Source organism: Thermomonospora cellulosilytica (assembly GCF_014138835.1).
Classification (GTDB): Bacteria; Actinomycetota; Actinomycetes; order Streptosporangiales; family Streptosporangiaceae; genus Thermomonospora; species Thermomonospora amylolytica.
The window spans coordinates 4435044-4450635 of the sequence record NZ_JACJII010000001.1 but is presented as its reverse complement, the minus strand read 5'-3'; the positions used below and the strand labels follow the sequence as shown (position 1 = coordinate 4450635).

10 protein-coding genes are annotated in these 15592 nt (G+C 70.9%); 5 read left to right on the top strand and 5 right to left on the bottom strand.

What is annotated here, in order from left to right; genetic code table 11:
- Positions 1-8: 8 nt before the first annotated feature.
- The 5 genes from HNR21_RS20895 (at position 9) to HNR21_RS20875 (ending at position 8994) form a co-directional block, all read left to right on the top strand.
- On the top strand, positions 9-1634 hold the full coding sequence (locus HNR21_RS20895) for a hypothetical protein (RefSeq protein ID WP_182706510.1): 1626 nt from the start codon (positions 9-11) through the stop codon (positions 1632-1634).
- An 18-nt stretch (positions 1635-1652) separates the two neighbouring features.
- Positions 1653-3410 (top strand): eCIS core domain-containing protein, encoded by a 1758-nt coding sequence (locus HNR21_RS20890; protein WP_182706509.1) that lies wholly within the window; start codon positions 1653-1655, stop codon positions 3408-3410.
- Between the two features lie 3 nt (positions 3411-3413).
- On the top strand, positions 3414-4460 hold the full coding sequence (locus HNR21_RS20885) for a hypothetical protein (RefSeq protein ID WP_182706508.1): 1047 nt from the start codon (positions 3414-3416) through the stop codon (positions 4458-4460).
- Positions 4461-4716: 256 nt separating this feature from the next.
- Positions 4717-5814, top strand: coding sequence for an endo-1,4-beta-xylanase (locus tag HNR21_RS20880; RefSeq protein ID WP_182706507.1), 1098 nt, complete (start codon positions 4717-4719; stop codon positions 5812-5814).
- Between the two features lie 24 nt (positions 5815-5838).
- The gene (locus HNR21_RS20875; protein WP_182706506.1) at positions 5839-8994 is read left to right on the top strand and encodes a glycosyl hydrolase 115 family protein; all 3156 of its coding nucleotides are present in this window, start codon (positions 5839-5841) and stop codon (positions 8992-8994) included.
- A 343-nt stretch (positions 8995-9337) separates the two neighbouring features.
- Here the strand turns inward: HNR21_RS20875 and yjfF are convergent, their stop codons facing one another.
- The 5 genes from yjfF to araA form a co-directional block, all read right to left on the bottom strand.
- Positions 9338-10330, bottom strand: coding sequence for a galactofuranose ABC transporter, permease protein YjfF (yjfF, locus tag HNR21_RS20870; protein WP_182706505.1), 993 nt, complete (start codon positions 10328-10330; stop codon positions 9338-9340).
- Complete coding sequence (locus tag HNR21_RS20865; protein WP_182706504.1) at positions 10327-11379, bottom strand: ABC transporter permease; 1053 nt, start codon at positions 11377-11379, stop codon at positions 10327-10329. The genes yjfF and HNR21_RS20865 overlap by 4 nt, the downstream gene beginning before the upstream one ends.
- Positions 11376-12887: a sugar ABC transporter ATP-binding protein gene (locus HNR21_RS20860; protein WP_246442281.1), complete on the bottom strand. Its 1512-nt coding sequence runs from the start codon at positions 12885-12887 to the stop codon at positions 11376-11378. The genes HNR21_RS20865 and HNR21_RS20860 overlap by 4 nt, the downstream gene beginning before the upstream one ends.
- Positions 12888-12966: 79 nt before the next feature.
- Positions 12967-13938 carry an ABC transporter substrate-binding protein gene (locus HNR21_RS20855; RefSeq protein ID WP_119730185.1) on the bottom strand — a complete coding sequence of 324 codons (972 nt, stop codon included), beginning with the start codon at positions 13936-13938 and terminating at the stop codon, positions 12967-12969.
- A 135-nt stretch (positions 13939-14073) separates the two neighbouring features.
- Positions 14074-15570, bottom strand: a complete 1497-nt coding sequence (gene araA, locus HNR21_RS20850; RefSeq protein WP_182706503.1) for an L-arabinose isomerase — start codon at positions 15568-15570, stop codon at positions 14074-14076.
- Between the last annotated feature and the right edge of the window lie 22 nt (positions 15571-15592).

The window sequence follows — 15592 nt, the reverse complement described above, 5'->3', positions numbered from 1 at the left end:
ATGAGGGAATGTTCCACGTTCATCCCAGACCGCAGACCGCCCCGCTGAGCGTGGCGGCGGGCGGAGAGAGCCCGCTGAAACCGATCGATGAACTGGTCGGAACGGACGCCTCCACGGGACTGGACACCATGTTCATCCGGGTGGTCAAGACCGGCACCGGATGCGCCCCCTCCGGCGCCCCCGACCCCGGCATCAAGCTGAAAGCGGGCGACGGAGACCCCGTCGAGGTGCCCCGCTTCCCCGAAACCGCGTCGATCTTCAACGGACCGGGCGGGACCGGCACCGCGGTCGCCGACGCGACGATGCAGGCCGAACCCGGGGACGTGTACCTGGTCCGGGCCTTCGTCTACACCCGCGGCAGCCAATGGAAGATCCAACTGGTCAACCACGACCAGACGACAGCGCACGCATTCACCTGGGTCGTCGCCGACAACGACCCCGAAACCCGCCAGCCCTGGATCGACGCACCCACCGGCCTCACCTTCGACGTGGAGGCCGGACAGACCAGCACCCAACAAACCCAGATCGCCAACCTGGGCACCGGAACCCTCACCATCACAGACAAGGAGGGAACCCAGCCCGGACCGGGCTTCGCCCTCACCGCAGTCCCCGAGGAGATCGAACCCAACGCCTGCGGAGACCTGGAGGTGACCTTCACCGCCCCGCACACACCCGGCACCTCCAGCGCCGATCACTCGATCACCAGCAACGACACCACCGCACAGCCGACCGCCGGGCACAACCGGCAGATCACCCTCACCGCCACCACCACCCGCCGACTCGCCCGCGGCACGGTCATCGTCGCCGCCACCAAGGCGGGTGAACCGGACGAGACAGGGATCTCCCTCGGCGGAGTGTTCCGGGTGGATCTGGCCACCGGAGAACAGACGAAAGTCTCCTCCGGCGGATTCGTCCAGCGACCCTGCAGCGTGCTCCTCGACGCCGACGGGACGATCCTGGTCGGCGACGACGGGGAGAACAAGGTCATCAGGGTGGATCCGGTGACCGGCGAACAGAGCGTCGTGGTCATCGTCTCCGCGCAGCTGTTGGACCTGTCCGGCGAAGCCGGCGGCACGATCGTCGTCCTGTGCAGCGACGAGTTCGGGACCGGCGGGATCCTCCGGGTGGACCCGGGCACCGGAGCGCAGACCCCGCTCGCCTCGGGCGATCAGGTCTCGGGCGTGCAGAAGATCGCCGCCGAGGCCGGGGGCACGATCCTGCTGCTGAAACTCGGGGAGCCGCCCTTCGACCTGACCCGCGTCGACCCGGCCACCGGCGCCCAGACGATCTTGACATCGTTCGACGAGAGCACCACCCCGATGGGGATGGCCGTGGAACCGGGCGGCGGGATCCTGATCACCGACTCGGGTTCCGCCGAGGGCGGCAGGGTCCTCCGAGTGGACCCGGGCAGTGGAGAACAGACCACACTGTCCCACGGTGGCCTTCTCCACATGCCGGTGGCCGCCGCCGTCGAGGCCGACGGCACCGTCCTGGTCGCCGACATGGCCGTCGCCGGCGAAGAGGGCGGGGTGATCCGCATCGATCCCGTGAGCGGAACGCAGACGAAGGTGAGCACCGGCGGCCTGTTCAGAGGCGTGCTCGCCATCGCGGTCGTGCCGGAGAACGACGACTGACATGCCGAGGAGCCCGTCATGAGAGCAGGTCACGAGATCACCCGTGAGCGGCGGCGCGATCCGCTCCGCCGGTCCGCCGCGGTTTCCCGCACCCTGGCGGCCGGATCCGGCCCCTTGTTCCGGCTACAGCGGCAGACGGGCAACCTGGCGATCCAGACGACGACGCCGAACGCGGACGATCGCATGGCCGTCATGCCGGGCCGGCCACCGCCGCAGGCGCTGTCCGGCCCGCCTGCTCCCCTCGTGACCGGCGGTGCGCTCCAGTGCTGCTCGCCATCGGGCGGCGAGTGCTCGCGATGCCGCGCCGAACGGCTCGGCCACGACGCCCGTGCCTCCGGTGAACCGGTGGCGGACCTGTCGTCCGATGCCCGGACGGGAACACCGGACGGTTCGCTCGAGCAGGTGGCGGACCGGCTCGCCGACCGGATCTCCCAGCTGAGCCGGCCGGAACCGGAGGCCGGGAACGCCGCCCTCCGGCTGTTCGGCGCGCAGGCGAGCCGGCCCCTGCAGGCGCCCCTGCGGCAGCGGGCCGAGACGGTGTTCGGCACCGATCTGGGGAACGTCCGGATCCACAATGACGCCGCGGCGAGGAACGCCTCGAGCAGGCTCGCGGCGCGGGCGTTCACGGTGGGAGAGGACATCTACCTCGGTCCCGCCGGGCCGGGCACGGACGTCCGCGGTGGGCTGCGCCTGCTCGGTCACGAGCTCACCCACGTCGTCCAGCAGCGCCGGGGCCTGTCGCGGTCGGCCCTGAGGGGCGACGGTGACGCGTACGAGCGTGAGGCCGACGCGGGCGGGCGGGCCTTCGAGCACGGTCGCCGCTTCCGGGTCTCGACGGTGACCGGAGACCTCGGCGGGGTTCAGCGCCTCGGCGATCCCGCAACTCCCCGAGGAGAGGCCGAACGCGTCGGCACCGAGGACTCGCCCTACGGGCTGCCGTTCCTCGGTGAGGCCGACACCGTTCCCGATCTGCTGGCCCTGATGGCCGAGTTGGCGGCCGAGGAGGGGGTCGCGCGGTTGGCGCTCATCCCCGAGCACGAGGCCTTTCCCGCACCATCGGGCGGCGCGGTCGCCATGAAGGCGTCTGTGACGGATCCCCTGCTGTCCCAGGCGCAGCTCATGGGCAGGCCCCTGCAACGGGCGACCGTGGCGGGCTGCCATGTACCGGGCCTGACGCCGGGGATGATCGGGATCATGGCCCACTACCAGATCGAGGGCACCTGCACAGTGACGTCCCCGTACTGCGAAGGCGAGGTCGCCATTCCCGGAGACGGCCGCGCGGACCTGTTCCGCAGGCGCATCCCCGCGATGGACGAGATCGGGGAGATCAAGCCCGCGTCCTGGCTCGGCCGCGGGCTGCGCCCCCTGGCCGCCGCGCAACTGGCGGGCTACCTGGTCGCGTGGAGCGCCCACACGGGACTGCCGGCGGTGCCGATGTGGTCGTTCACCTTCCCCGGGGAACCGTTCGTCGGCGACCCGGCACAGCAGTTGCGGGTCTACTCCGACAGCGGCCTCTACTTCTACTACTGCACCAAGGGAAGGCGGCGCAGGGTCCGCCGGCCCGTCAGGCTGCCGTCCCCCGCGCCCGTTCCCGCTCCCGCGCCCCGGACGGCGCCGTCCGAGGAGGGGGTCACCGGTCGTGACGTGGCCAAGGGAGCGGCGGCCGCGGGTGTCGGCATCGGGGTCGGGTATCTGATCTACCGGGGCGTGCGCATGGTCCCGTCGCTGTTCCCTCCGCTCTGGCCGACGTTCGTCCCCAACCTCGTGACCCCTTAGATCATGGGCTCCTACTTCGCACTCGTCCTCATCGCCGGCCCGCCGGCGGACGCCGACGCGGCGGTCGCCGGCTGGCTCCACGACACCGGATGGCAGGAGGCCGACGGCGCACCGGCGCGTTGCACGACGTTCGAGGCCGGGCCGCAGGTCCTGGGAGTGGCCGGCGATCCCGCGCCGACGGCTGATCCGGCGCTGCTCCAGGAGGTAGCCGCCGGGCTGTCGGCCCGCACCGGCCACCTCGCCGTGGGAATCGACGTCGAGGACAGCGACATCCTGACCCTGCTGGTGGCCGAGGCCGGCACCGTCCGGCAGGTCGTGCGGTGCGGTCCCGCGGTGGCCGCTCCCCCTCCCGTCCCTCACCCGGTGTGGGGGCGTCTGCTCGGACCCGGCGGATCACTCGACGACCTCGCCACCGCGTGGACGCAACCGGCCGTCTATGCGGAGGAGGTCCTGGACCGCATCGCCGGCCTGTGCGGCTGGCACGCCGACCGGTTGCGGCCCGGCGGCGAGGCGCACCGCCCGGTCGTGGCCGAGCGCCGGGTGCGCCGGGCGGGAGACGAGGACCGGAGTGCCGCGGGGCCCGCACGGTTCGGGCATGTCGGTGGTGACGACGTCGTCGAGGCCCGTGCCGGAGTCCCCGTCCGGCCGCGGATCATCGCCCACAGCGTGGGCGGGGACGGCGCGGGGGTGACGGTGATCGCATGGGGTCCTGCGATCGAGGAGGGGCTGCTCCGCCCCCTCTCCGCCGAACTGCTCGTCGGCGTTCCACAGCAGCCGCTGGCACGGACAGGCGTGTCTCTCGTTCCCGGCCCACCGGCCACGGGGCACTTCGACGCCGCCGTCCCGGCCGGATACCCCGACCAGGCCACGGCGATCCGGGGCGTCCCTCCCGATGAGGGAATCCGGCGCTGGCTCGGCACGAGGATCGAGGCGGCGGTGATCCTCACGGCGGAACGGCCCGGCACCGGAGACCTGCACCTGGGGTTGCTCCCGGAAGGCGACCGCGACCGGGCGGTGGCCTGGACGGTCGGCGTGAACGTGCTTCCGTGACCGTCACGGGGCGGCGGACCCCGGGAGCCGGAAGAGGCGTGCCGGGGAGATGAGTTCGGCGACGATCATACGGCTTCGAAAGTTTCGAACTCCCGGTCCGGGCGGCGTGAATGCACAGCTAGGCCCACCACCTCGGAAGGCACGAAAAAGCGAGGGTTGACGGCGGATTGGCCGGATGCTTTAGTCGCATTCGATTTCGACAGGATTTCGAAACTTTTCGAAATCCTCGTCTTCCGGCCCCCCGAGGAGGACGTTGATGGGAAAGATCACCGCCACTGCCGCGGGCCTGCTGCTGTCCGGCGCCGTCGTGCTCGCCACCCCGGGATCGGCCCTGTCCGAGCCGGGCACCGCCGGCGACGGGCGCAGGCCGGCCGACCAGTCGCTGGGGTCCCTCGCCAAGCGGCTCGACCTGCGCTTCGCCACGGCCGTCGACATGGCGGCACTCGCCGACGACGCCGCGTACCGCCAGAAGGTGGCGTCGGAGTTCTCCGGCGTGACGGCGGAGAACGTCATGAAGTGGGAGGTCCTGGAGCCGCAGCGCGGCGTGTACGACTGGGAGCAGGCCGACCGGCTGGTCGCCTTCGCCCGGGAGAACCGCCAGACCGTGCGCGGCCACGTCCTGGTCTGGCACAACCAGCTCCCGGCCTGGCTGACCGAGGGGAACTTCTCCTCCCAGGAACTGCGCGCGCTGCTGCGCAGGCACATCCACGAAACGGTGCGGCACTTCCGGGGGAAGGTCTGGCACTGGGACGTGGTCAACGAGGCGTTCAACGAGGACGGGACGCTGCGGGACACGATCTGGCTGCGCAACCTGGGTCCCGGCTACATCGCCGACGCCTTCCGCTGGGCGCACGAGGCCGACCCGAGGGTCCGGCTCTACTACAACGACTACAACATCGAGAACGTCAACGCGAAGAGCGACGCGGTCTACGACCTGGTCAGGAGCCTGCGGGCGCAGGGCGTGCCGATCCACGGCGTGGGCGTGCAGGGCCACCACACCGTCGGCTCCGACCTGGCGTCGATGCAGCGGAACCTGCAGCGGTTCGACGACCTGGGCGTGGAGACCTCCGTCACCGAGGCCGACGTCCGCATGGTCATGCCCGCCGACGCGACCAAGCTGCAGGCGCAGGCCAACGTGTACAGCACGATGCTGGAGTCGTGCCTGGCCACGCCGCGCTGCACCTCGTTCACCGTCTGGGGCTTCACCGACAAGTACTCGTGGGTGCCCGGCTGGTTCGACGGTGAGGGCGCCGCGAACATCCTGGACGAGAACTTCCAGCCCAAGCCGGCGTACCACGCGCTGCGCACCGACCTCGCCCTGGCCGGCGGTCCCGTCGCCCACCGGCGTCCCTGACCGGGCCACCAGGGAGCCGGAACGATGCACGCTCGCGTCAGCACCAGGCGCCTGCTCAGGCGCCTGATCCCGCTGGCGGTCCTGGTCGCGGCGCTTCCGGGGAGCGCCGTGGCCGCGGCCGCCCACCAGGCGCCCGCCGCGCCGCCGTACGACCCCGCCTCCTACATCTCCACCCAGGACCGGCCCGGCCACTTCCCCCTGGTGGCCGACGGCGAGGCCGCGCCCCTCGTGGTCAGCTCCCGCGACCACCGCGGCGTGGTGCGCGCGGTGGGCGACCTGCAGACCGACCTCGAACGGGTCACCGGCGTCAAGCCCGACGTGTCGACCGACAAGGCGCCTGGCGGCGACGTGGTGATCGTGGGCACGATCGGCCGCAGCCCGCTCATCGACCGGCTGGTGGCCTCGGGCAGGCTGAACGTCGCCGGGATCGCCGGCAAGTGGGAGACCTCCCTCCAGCAGGTGGTTCACGACCCGATGCCGGGGGTGCGCCGCGCGTTCGTGATCGCCGGCAGCGACCAGCGCGGCACGATCTTCGGGATCTACGACGTCTCCAGGAACATCGGCGTGTCCCCCTGGTACTTCTGGAACGACGTCCCGCCGCGCCGCCATGAGGAACTGTTCGTGCGGCCCGGCCGGCACACCCAGGGCACGCCGGCGGTGAAGTACCGGGGCCTGTTCATCAACGACGAGAACCCGGCGCTCGGCACGTGGGCGCCGCGATACTTCGGGCCCGGGCTGGCGCCCGACTACCCCGGCGGCTTCAACAGCAAGTTCTACGCCCGGGTCTTCGAGACGCTCCTGCGGCTGAAGGCCAACTACCTGTGGCCGGCGGTGTGGGGCCGGGCGTTCGCCGAGGACGACCCGCGCAACCACGAGGTCGCCAAGGAGTACGGCATCGTGATGGGGACCTCGCACGAGGCCCCGATGATGCGCGGGATCGAGGAGTGGAACCGCCACGCCAAGCCCGCCAGGCGCGACCCGGCCACCGGCGAGATCACCGAGCCGGGAAGCGACCCGTACGGCGGCACCGGGGAGTGGAGCTTCCGCCGGAACGCCGAGGCCGTCAAGGCGTACTGGAGGGACGGCGTCCGCCGGATGACCGAGCAGGACTTCGAGGGCGTGGTGACGCTGGGCATGCGCGGCAACGGCGACACCAGCCTGCCGGACGGCGACGCCATCGACCTGATGCAGAACATCATCTCCACCCAGCGGACCATCCTCGGCGAGGTCACCGGAAAGGACGTGACGTCCATTCCGCAGGTGTGGACCCTCTACAAGGAGGTGCAGCGGTACTGGGACCGGGGAATGCGCGTCCCGGACGACGTCACGGTCGTCTTCACCGACGACAACTGGGGCAACATGCGCAAGCTGCCCGACCGGAGCCTGCCCGAGCGCAAGGGCGGCTACGGCCTGTACTACCACTTCGACTACGTCGGGCTCGGCCGCAACTACAAGTGGGTGGACACCAGCCAGCTCGCCAACACCTGGGAGCAGCTTCACCAGTCCTACCAGTACGGCATCTCCAACCTGTGGGTGGCCAACGTCGGCGACATGAAGAACGAGGAACTGCCCGCCCAGTTCTTCCTCGACTACGCCTGGAACCCCGACCGGTGGCCGCTGGAACGGCTGGGAGAGTGGACGCGGCAGTACGCGGCGCAGAACTTCCCCGCCGAGCACGCGGCCGAGATCGCCGAGGTGCTGGACGAGTACGGCGACCTCCAGGCGCTGCGCAAGCCGGAGCTGACCAACCGCCGCATCACCGTCGACCCCGCCAAGGACCTGACCACCGATCCCGCGGCGGTGGTCTACGACGACAAGGCCGGCCCCTTCCACCTCACCGAATACCGGGAGATGGACCTGGTCACCGAGCGGTGGAAACAGCTCGCGGCAAGGGCCGAACGGATACGCTCCCGGATGCCCGCGGCATACCAGGACGCCTATTACCAGCTCGTGTACTACATGGTGAAGGCGACCGCCAATCTGTACGAGCTGCGGAACGCGCAGTTCACCAATCTCCTGTACGCCGGGCAGGGGCGGGCGTCCGCCAACGACTACGCCGATCTCGCCGAGGCGCGATTCGCCGAGGACCAGGCGATGTCGGACCACTACAACACCAGGCTCGCGGGCGGGAAGTGGAACGGCTTCCAGACCCAGCCGAAGATCGGTTACGGGGACGTGGAGCGGTACGGGCCGGACGCGCCCTGGCAGCAGCCGCAGACGCCCGACCACGTGGCCCTGCCCGACGCGATCTTCCCGCAGGTCCGGCGGATCCGGGTGCCCGAGGGATCGGAGATGGGCGTGGCCGTCGACGGCTCCGACAAGTGGTGGCCCGCCGAGCGCTCCGAGCCCGTGCTCCCCGCGTTCAGCCCGTACCAGCGCAGGCCGGCGCAGTACATCGACGTGTTCAACCGCGGTTCGGACCCGTTCGGCTACCGGATCCGGCCGGGCGCGTCCTGGGTGCGGGTGACGCCCGCCGCGGGCCGCGTGGACAAGGAGGTGCGCGCGACCGTGCGCATCGACTGGTCGCGGGCGCCCAAGGGGACGACGCGCGTGCCGATCACGGTGTCCGGGGCCAACGGCCGCACCGTGACCGTGCAGGCGGTCGTCCACAACCCGGACGTGCCGCCGCAGCGGCTGACCGGGTTCGTCGAGGCGGGCGGGTACGTGTCCATGGACGCCGAGCACTTCACGCGCGCGACCGCCACCGGGGCCGCGCGCTGGAAGCGCATCCCCGGCATCGGCCGGACCCACGCCGGCATGACGCCGTTCCCGGTCACCGCCCCCAGCCAGGCGGCGGGCGCCGGGCCGCGGCTGGAGTACGAGGTCACGCTGTTCACCACCGGCCCGGTCAGGATCTGGGCGCACCTGTCGCCGCGCAACCCCGTGCTGTCCTCCGGCGGCCTGCGGTACGCGATCTCGGTCGACGACGCGCCGCCCCAGGTCGTCGACGTCATCAAGGCCACGGGCGCCGACGACACCGCCATGAACAGACAGTGGCAGCGCAACACGTCCGACAACGTCAACCGGACGGTCACCACGCACACGATCACCCGGCCCGGCAGGCACGTGGTGAAGCTCTGGATGATCGACCCCACGGTGGTGGTGCAGAAACTCGTCATCGACACCGGCGGCCTCAAGGAGAGCTATCTCGGCCCTCCGGAGAGCCTCCGAGCCCGCTAGGGCATCCCGGCCGAGGGGCTCCCGGGAGACCATCCGCCTGCACCGCCCCGGGAGTCCCTCCTCCATGTCAGGCGACTCGTCTGACCGGAGCAGATCACCCCGCAGGCGGCGCGGACGGCGGCGGCTCGCCGCCGGATGCGGTCAACCCCGGGTTCGGCCGCCCGGCCCGGACGATCGGCGGGTACGTCCGCTCCCTGCTCGGCCAGCCGGGCGGCGCGCCGGAGACGGTGGTCGAGCAGCGCGGACTGCGACCGGTCCGGTTCCCCGCGGGAATCGGGTCCGCCCCGGCACCGTCCGCGCGACCATCGGGTCCGCTGGTGGCGCGGAAGGTGCGCGGGTGGGATCAGGAGCCGCGGCGGGAGCCGATGAGGCGTTGCAGCGCGATGAATCCGAAGAGCAGGACTCCGATGGCGATGCGGGTCCACCAGGAGCTGAGGGTGCCCTCGAAGCTGAGGATGGTCTTGATGACCCCCAGGACGAGCACGCCCAGCAGGGTTCCGACCACGTAGCCCGAGCCGCCGGTGAGCACGGTGCCGCCGATGACGACCGCGGCGATGGCGTCCAGTTCCATCCCGATCGCGTGGGTCGGGTCGCCCGACAGGGTGTAGAGGGAGAACAGCACACCGCCGAGCGCGGAGCAGAACCCGCTGATCGCGTACACCTGGATCTTGGTGCGGCCCACAGGGAGGCCCATGAGCACCGCGGACTGCTCGTTGCCGCCCACCGCGTAGACGTTGCGGCCCGTCCGGGTCCACTGCAGCACGTAGACGGCGACCGCGAACACCGCGAGCGCGATCAGCGCGCCGTAGGAGATCCGCAGGCCGCCGGGCAGCGTCAGGGCGTTCAGCGCGATCGCGTCGAACGTGCCGTTCTCGATGGAGATCTGGTTCTCGCTGATCGTCAGGCACAGACCGCGGGCCAGGAACATCCCGGCCAGGGTGGCGATGAACGGCTGTACCTGGAAGGCGTGGATCATGTACCCCATCGCGCTTCCGAACAGGGCGCCGACCAGCAGCACCGCCGGGATCACCAGGAACGCCGGCAGGCCGAGTTCCATGGTGCCGACGGCGCACAGCATGCCCGACAGGGCGACGACGGAGCCCACCGACAGGTCGATGCCGCCGGTGAGGATCACGAACGTCATGCCGACGGCGACGACGATGAGGAACGCGTTGTCGATGAACAGGTCGAGAAAGACCTGGCCGGTGCCGAAGTTGGGATAACGGATCGCCCCGATCGCGAAGGCCAGCAGGAACAGGCCGAGCGTCACGAGGACCGGCACATGGCTGCGGCGCGGCGTGAGGGGGAACGCGCGGATGAGGCCGGCGGTGGTCATACCTTGACCTCCTGCTGGACGGCGGTGACGGGGGACGCGGACGCCGGGCGCCTGCGGCGCCCCAGCTTGGCCCGGAAGGCCGGGGACTGCAGCAGGCACACGAGCGTGACGACCGCGGCCTCGAAGACCAGCGTGGTGCGCGGCGGGATCCCGGCGGTGTAGATGGTGGTGTTGAGGGTCTGGATGATGAGGGCGCCGACCACGGTCCCGGCGAGGGAGAACCGGCCGCCGGTCAGGGCGGTGCCGCCGAGCACGACGGCGAGGATCGCGTCGAGCTCGATCCACAGCCCGGCCTGGTTCCCGTCGGCGGACAGGGTGTTGGAGCTGATCATCAGGCCCGCGACCCCGGCGCACAGCCCGCAGAACACGTACGCCAGGACGATCAGGCCCGAGGAGCGGATGCCCACCAGCCGGGAGGCCTCGGCGTTGCCGCCGACCGACTCCATGAGCAGGCCGAGCGCGGTGCGGCGGGTGAGCACCACCGTGACCGCGAGGGCGACGGCCACCAGGATGATCGAGAACGGCAGGCCGAGCCAGTAGCCGCCGCCGATCATCTTGTAGCCCTGGTCGTTGACGGTGATGATCTGGCCGCCGGTGATGAGCTGGGCGATGCCGCGGCCGGCCACCATGAGGATCAGCGTGGCGATGATCGGCTGGATGCCCAGCCGGGTGACCAGCAGCCCGTTCCACAGCCCGAGCAGCAGCGACGCCGCGACGGCCACGCCGACCGCCACGGCCAGGCCGTGGCCCTGGCTGATGAGGTGGCAGGCGAGCGCCCCGCTGATCGCGACGGTCGCACCGACGGACAGGTCCACGCCGCCGGTGGCGATCACCATGGTCATGCCCAGCGCGACCAGGATGAGCGGGGCTCCGAACAGCAGGATGTCGATGAGGCTGCCGTACAGGTGGCCCTGCTCGATGCGGATCGACAGGAACCCGCGGGTGAAGATCACGTTGGCCAGCAGCAGCAGTGCCAGCACCGTCACCGGCCAGAAGAGCTGGTGCCCGGTGAGGGCGGCGAGCCGGGGCGAGAGTGCGGTGCGGTTCACGAGTCGGCCGCTCCGTTCGCGATGGTCTGCAGGATGCGTTCGGGGGTGAGGGTCCCGTCGTTGCCGAGCTCGGCGACCAGCCGCCGGTCGCGCAGCACCTCGATCTTGTGGGAGATCCGCAGCACCTCCTCCAGCTCGGCGGAGATGAACAGCACGCCCATGCCGTCCCCGGCGAGGGAGACGACGAGCTTTTGGATCTCGGTCTTGGCGCCGATGTCGATGCCGCGGGTGGGCTCGTCGAGGATCAGCAGCTTCGGCCGGGTGATCAGCCAGCGGGCCAGCAGCACCTTCTGCTGGTTGCCGCCGCTGAGGTTGCGGACCGGCGTGTGCGGGTGCGGCGGATGGATGCGCAGCGCGCGGATGTACTCGGCCGCGAGTTCCTCGCGCCTGCGCCGGCTCAACGGCCGGGTCCAGCCCCGTGCGGCCTGCAGGGCGAGGATGATGTTCTCCTCGACCGTCAGGTCCATGATCAGCCCGTCGCCCTTGCGGTCCTCGGGGCAGAAGGCGATGCCCCGTTCGATCGCCGCCCGGGGCGACTTGAGGGTGACCACCTCGGTGCCCGCGTGGATCCGTCCGCTGTCGGCGCCGTCCGCCCCGAAGATCAGCCGGGCGAGCTCCGAACGGCCCGAGCCGAGCAGCCCCGCCAGCCCGACGACCTCCCCCTCGTGCAGGTCCAGGTCGACGGGCTCGATGGCGCCGGAGCGCCCCACCCCTTCGAGCGCGAACAGCCGCTCGCCCCTCTCCACCCGGGGCGCGGCCTCGTCGAGTTCCTCGAGCGCCTGGAGCTCCTGGCCGGTCATCTTGGCGACCAGCTCGAACCGGCTGAGCTCGGCGATGGGGTACTCCCCCACCAGCCGCCCGTTGCGCAGCACGGTGACCCGGTCGCAGATCTCGTAGATCTGGTCGAGGAAGTGCGAGACGAACAGGATCGCCACCCCGTCCTCGCGCAGCCGCCGCATGACGGCGAACAGCCGGGCGACCTCGCCGCGGTCGAGGCTGGAGGTGGGCTCGTCCAGGATGAGCACCTTGGCCTTCAGGTCCACCGCCCGGACGATGGCGACCAGCTGCTGCACCGCCAGGGAGTACGAGCCGAGCGGCGCGTTCACGTCCACGTCGAGGTCGAGCCGGGACAGCAGCTCGGCGGACCGGCGCCGGACCTGCGGCCAGTCGATGCGGCCGAACCTGCGCGGCTCGCGGCCGATGAAGATGTTCTCCGCCACCGACAGGTTGGGACAGAGGTTGACCTCCTGGTAGACGGTGCTGATGCCGGCCTGCCGGGCGTGCAGCGGGCCGCGGACGACGGTGCGGACACCGTCGATCAGCACCGTTCCGGCGTCGGCCGCGTAGACCCCGGTCAGCACCTTGATCAGGGTGGACTTGCCGGCGCCGTTCTCGCCCATCAGCGCGTGGACCTCGCCCGGGAACAGCCGGAAGGCGACGTCGTCGAGGGCCTGGACGCCGGGGAATCCCTTGGAGACGCCCCGCATCTCCAGGACGGGGACCGCCATGGCCGTCCTCCTAACTTCCTGTTTCCCGATCCCGCCGGGGCCGGTGGGCCGCCCCGGCCCCGGCGGGAGCCGGAATGGGTCAGTACTTGCGGGTGGGGAGGACTTCCCTGGCCTTGGCCTGGTCGAAGACCGTCTCGACGGTCACGATGCGCCGGTCGACCTTCTCACCGGCGTGCACCTTCTTGACGATGTCCATGAGCTGGTCACCGAGCAGCGGGTTGCACTCCACGATGAAGTTGATCCTGCCGTCGGCCAGGGCCTGCATCCCGTCCCGGACGGCGTCCACCGTGATGATCTTGATGTCCTGTCCCGGCTTGAGCCCGGCCTCCTCGATCGCCTGGATGGCGCCGAGCCCCATGTCGTCGTTGTGCGCGTACAGCACGTCGATGTCCTTGTGCGCCTTGAGCAGGGCCTGCATGACCTCCTTGCCCTTGGCGCGGGTGAAGTCGCCGGACTGCGAGGCGATCACCTTCATGTTCGGGTTGGCCTTGATGACCTCCTCGAACCCCTTCTTGCGGTCGATCGCCGGCGCGGCGCCGACGGTGCCCTCCAACTGGACGATGTTCACCGGCTCCCGGGTGTCCTTGTACTGGTCGACCAGCCACTGGCCGGCCTTCCTGCCCTCCTCGACGAAGTCCGAGCCGAGGAACGTCACGTACAGGGACGGGTCGGAGTCCACCGCGCGGTCGGTGAGCACGACCGGGATGCCGGCGGCCTTGGCCTCCTTGAGGACCGCGTCCCAGCCGGTCACCACCACCGGTGAGAAGGCGATGACGTCGACCCGCTGCTTGATGAACGAGCGGATCGCCGCGATCTGGTTCTCCTGCTTCTGCTGGGCGTCGGAGAACTTCAGGTCGATGCCGGCCGCCTTGGCCGCCTCCTGGATCGACTTGGTGTTCGCCGTCCGCCATCCGCTCTCGGCGCCGACCTGGGAGAAGCCCAGGGTGATCGTGCCGGAGCCGGACCCGGAGCCGGAGCCCGAGCCGCAGGCGGTGAGGGTGGTGAGCGCCAGCGACGCGCCTGCGACGGCCGCGAGGAGTTTCTTCAACATGGGGTGTGTTTCCTTCTTTCCGGGGGTGCCGGCGATGTCGGCGGGGTGGAGGAGGCGCCGGTCCGATGGCGGCGCGGGCGGTAAGGGCGGTGCGTCCGTACCGCCATCGGCCGGACGACGGGGTGGGGTGGCGGGTCAGAATCCCTGCGCCAGGCGGTGGTAGGCCTGGTTCCAGCGGATCTCCTTGGTGAACTGGCGCAGGTCGGTGTTCGCGTCGATGGTCAGCAGTTCGACCCCGGTCATCTCGGCGAGGTCGGCGAGCTCCTCGGCGCCGAGCGCCGCGGTGAGCACCGTGTGGTGGGGCGCTCCCGCGGTGATCCAGGCCTCGGCCGAGGTCGGCAGGTCGGGCAGCGGCCGCCAGACCGCGCGGGCGACCGGCAGCCTCGGCAGCGGCTCCAGCGGAGGCACGATCTCGATCTCGTTGGCGACCAGCCGGAACCGGTCGCCCATGTCGGCCATGCCGATCACGTGGGCGGGTCCGGGGGCGGCGTCGAAGACGAGCCGGACCGGGTCCTCACGGCCGCCGATGCTGAGCGGGTGGATCTCCAGGGACGGGCGGCCGGCGGCGATCGTCGGGCAGACCTCCAGCATGTGGGCGCCCAGGACGAGCTGCCGGCCGGCCTCCAGGTGGTAGGTGTAGTCCTCCATGAAGGAGGTGCCGCCCTCCATGCCTGCGGCGGCCGTCTTGAGGGTGCGCAGCAGGGTGGCGGTCTTCCAGTCGCCCTCGCCGCCGAACCCGTAGCCGTCGGCCATCAGCCGCTGGACGGCCAGGCCGGGGAGCTGCCGCAGCCCGCCCAGGTCCTCGAAGTTCGTGGTGAACGCGCCGAACCCGCCCTCGGTCAGGAACGTGCGCAGGCCGAGCTCGATGCGCGCCCCGTAGCGCAGGGACTCGTGCCGTTCGCCCCCGGACCGCAGCTCGGGAACGACGGTGTAGCGGTCCTCGTACTCCTTGACCAGCTCGTCGATCGCGGCGTCGTCGATCGCGTCGACGACCTCGACGAGGTCGTTGACCCCGTAGGTGTTCACCGAGACGCCGAACCGCAACTGCGCCTCGACCTTGTCGCCCTCGGTGACCGCGACGTCCCGCATGTTGTCGCCGAACCGGGCCAGCCTCAGGGTGCGCAGTTCGGCGGCGCCGGCGGCGGCGCGCATCCAGGACGCGACACGCCCGGTCACCGACGGGTCGCCGACGTGACCGGCCACGGTCTTGCGCGGCACCCCGAGCCTGGCCTGGATGAACCCGAACTCCCGGTCGCCGTGGGCGGCCTGGTTGAGGTTCATGAAGTCCATGTCGATCGAGTCCCAGGGCAGCTCGACGTTGGCCTGGGTGTGCAGGTGCAGCAGCGGCTTGCCCAGCGCGTCCAGGCCCGCGATCCACATCTTCGCCGGGGAGAAGGTGTGCATCCACGCGATCAGCCCGACGCAGGAGTCGTCGGCGTTGGCCTCCAGGCAGACCCGGCGGATCGCGGCGGCGTCCGTCAGGACCGGCAGCCACTTCACCGGCAACGGGAGACCGTCACCGAGCCGCGCGGCGATGGCCTGCGACTGGTCGGCCACCTGCCGGAGCGTCTCGGCTCCGTACAGGCTCTGGCTGCCGGTGAGGAACCACACCTCACGCGCGACGACGCTCATCGGGCATCTCCCAAGGGGGTGG

Excerpts from the sequence above, each read along its gene's own strand:
- HNR21_RS20890 (WP_182706509.1), top strand. The coding sequence starts at position 1,653 with ATGAGAGCAGGTCACGAGATCACCCGTGAGCGGCGGCGCGATCCGCTC.
- HNR21_RS20885 (WP_182706508.1), top strand. The coding sequence starts at position 3,414 with ATGGGCTCCTACTTCGCACTCGTCCTCATCGCCGGCCCGCCGGCGGAC.
- araA (WP_182706503.1), bottom strand. The coding sequence starts at position 15,570 with ATGAGCGTCGTCGCGCGTGAGGTGTGGTTCCTCACCGGCAGCCAGAGC.
- yjfF (WP_182706505.1), bottom strand. The coding sequence starts at position 10,330 with ATGACCACCGCCGGCCTCATCCGCGCGTTCCCCCTCACGCCGCGCCGC.
- HNR21_RS20855 (WP_119730185.1), bottom strand. The coding sequence starts at position 13,938 with ATGTTGAAGAAACTCCTCGCGGCCGTCGCAGGCGCGTCGCTGGCGCTC.
- HNR21_RS20880 (WP_182706507.1), top strand. The coding sequence starts at position 4,717 with ATGGGAAAGATCACCGCCACTGCCGCGGGCCTGCTGCTGTCCGGCGCC.
- HNR21_RS20875 (WP_182706506.1), top strand. The coding sequence starts at position 5,839 with ATGCACGCTCGCGTCAGCACCAGGCGCCTGCTCAGGCGCCTGATCCCG.
- HNR21_RS20895 (WP_182706510.1), top strand. The coding sequence starts at position 9 with ATGTTCCACGTTCATCCCAGACCGCAGACCGCCCCGCTGAGCGTGGCG.
- HNR21_RS20860 (WP_246442281.1), bottom strand. The coding sequence starts at position 12,887 with ATGGCGGTCCCCGTCCTGGAGATGCGGGGCGTCTCCAAGGGATTCCCC.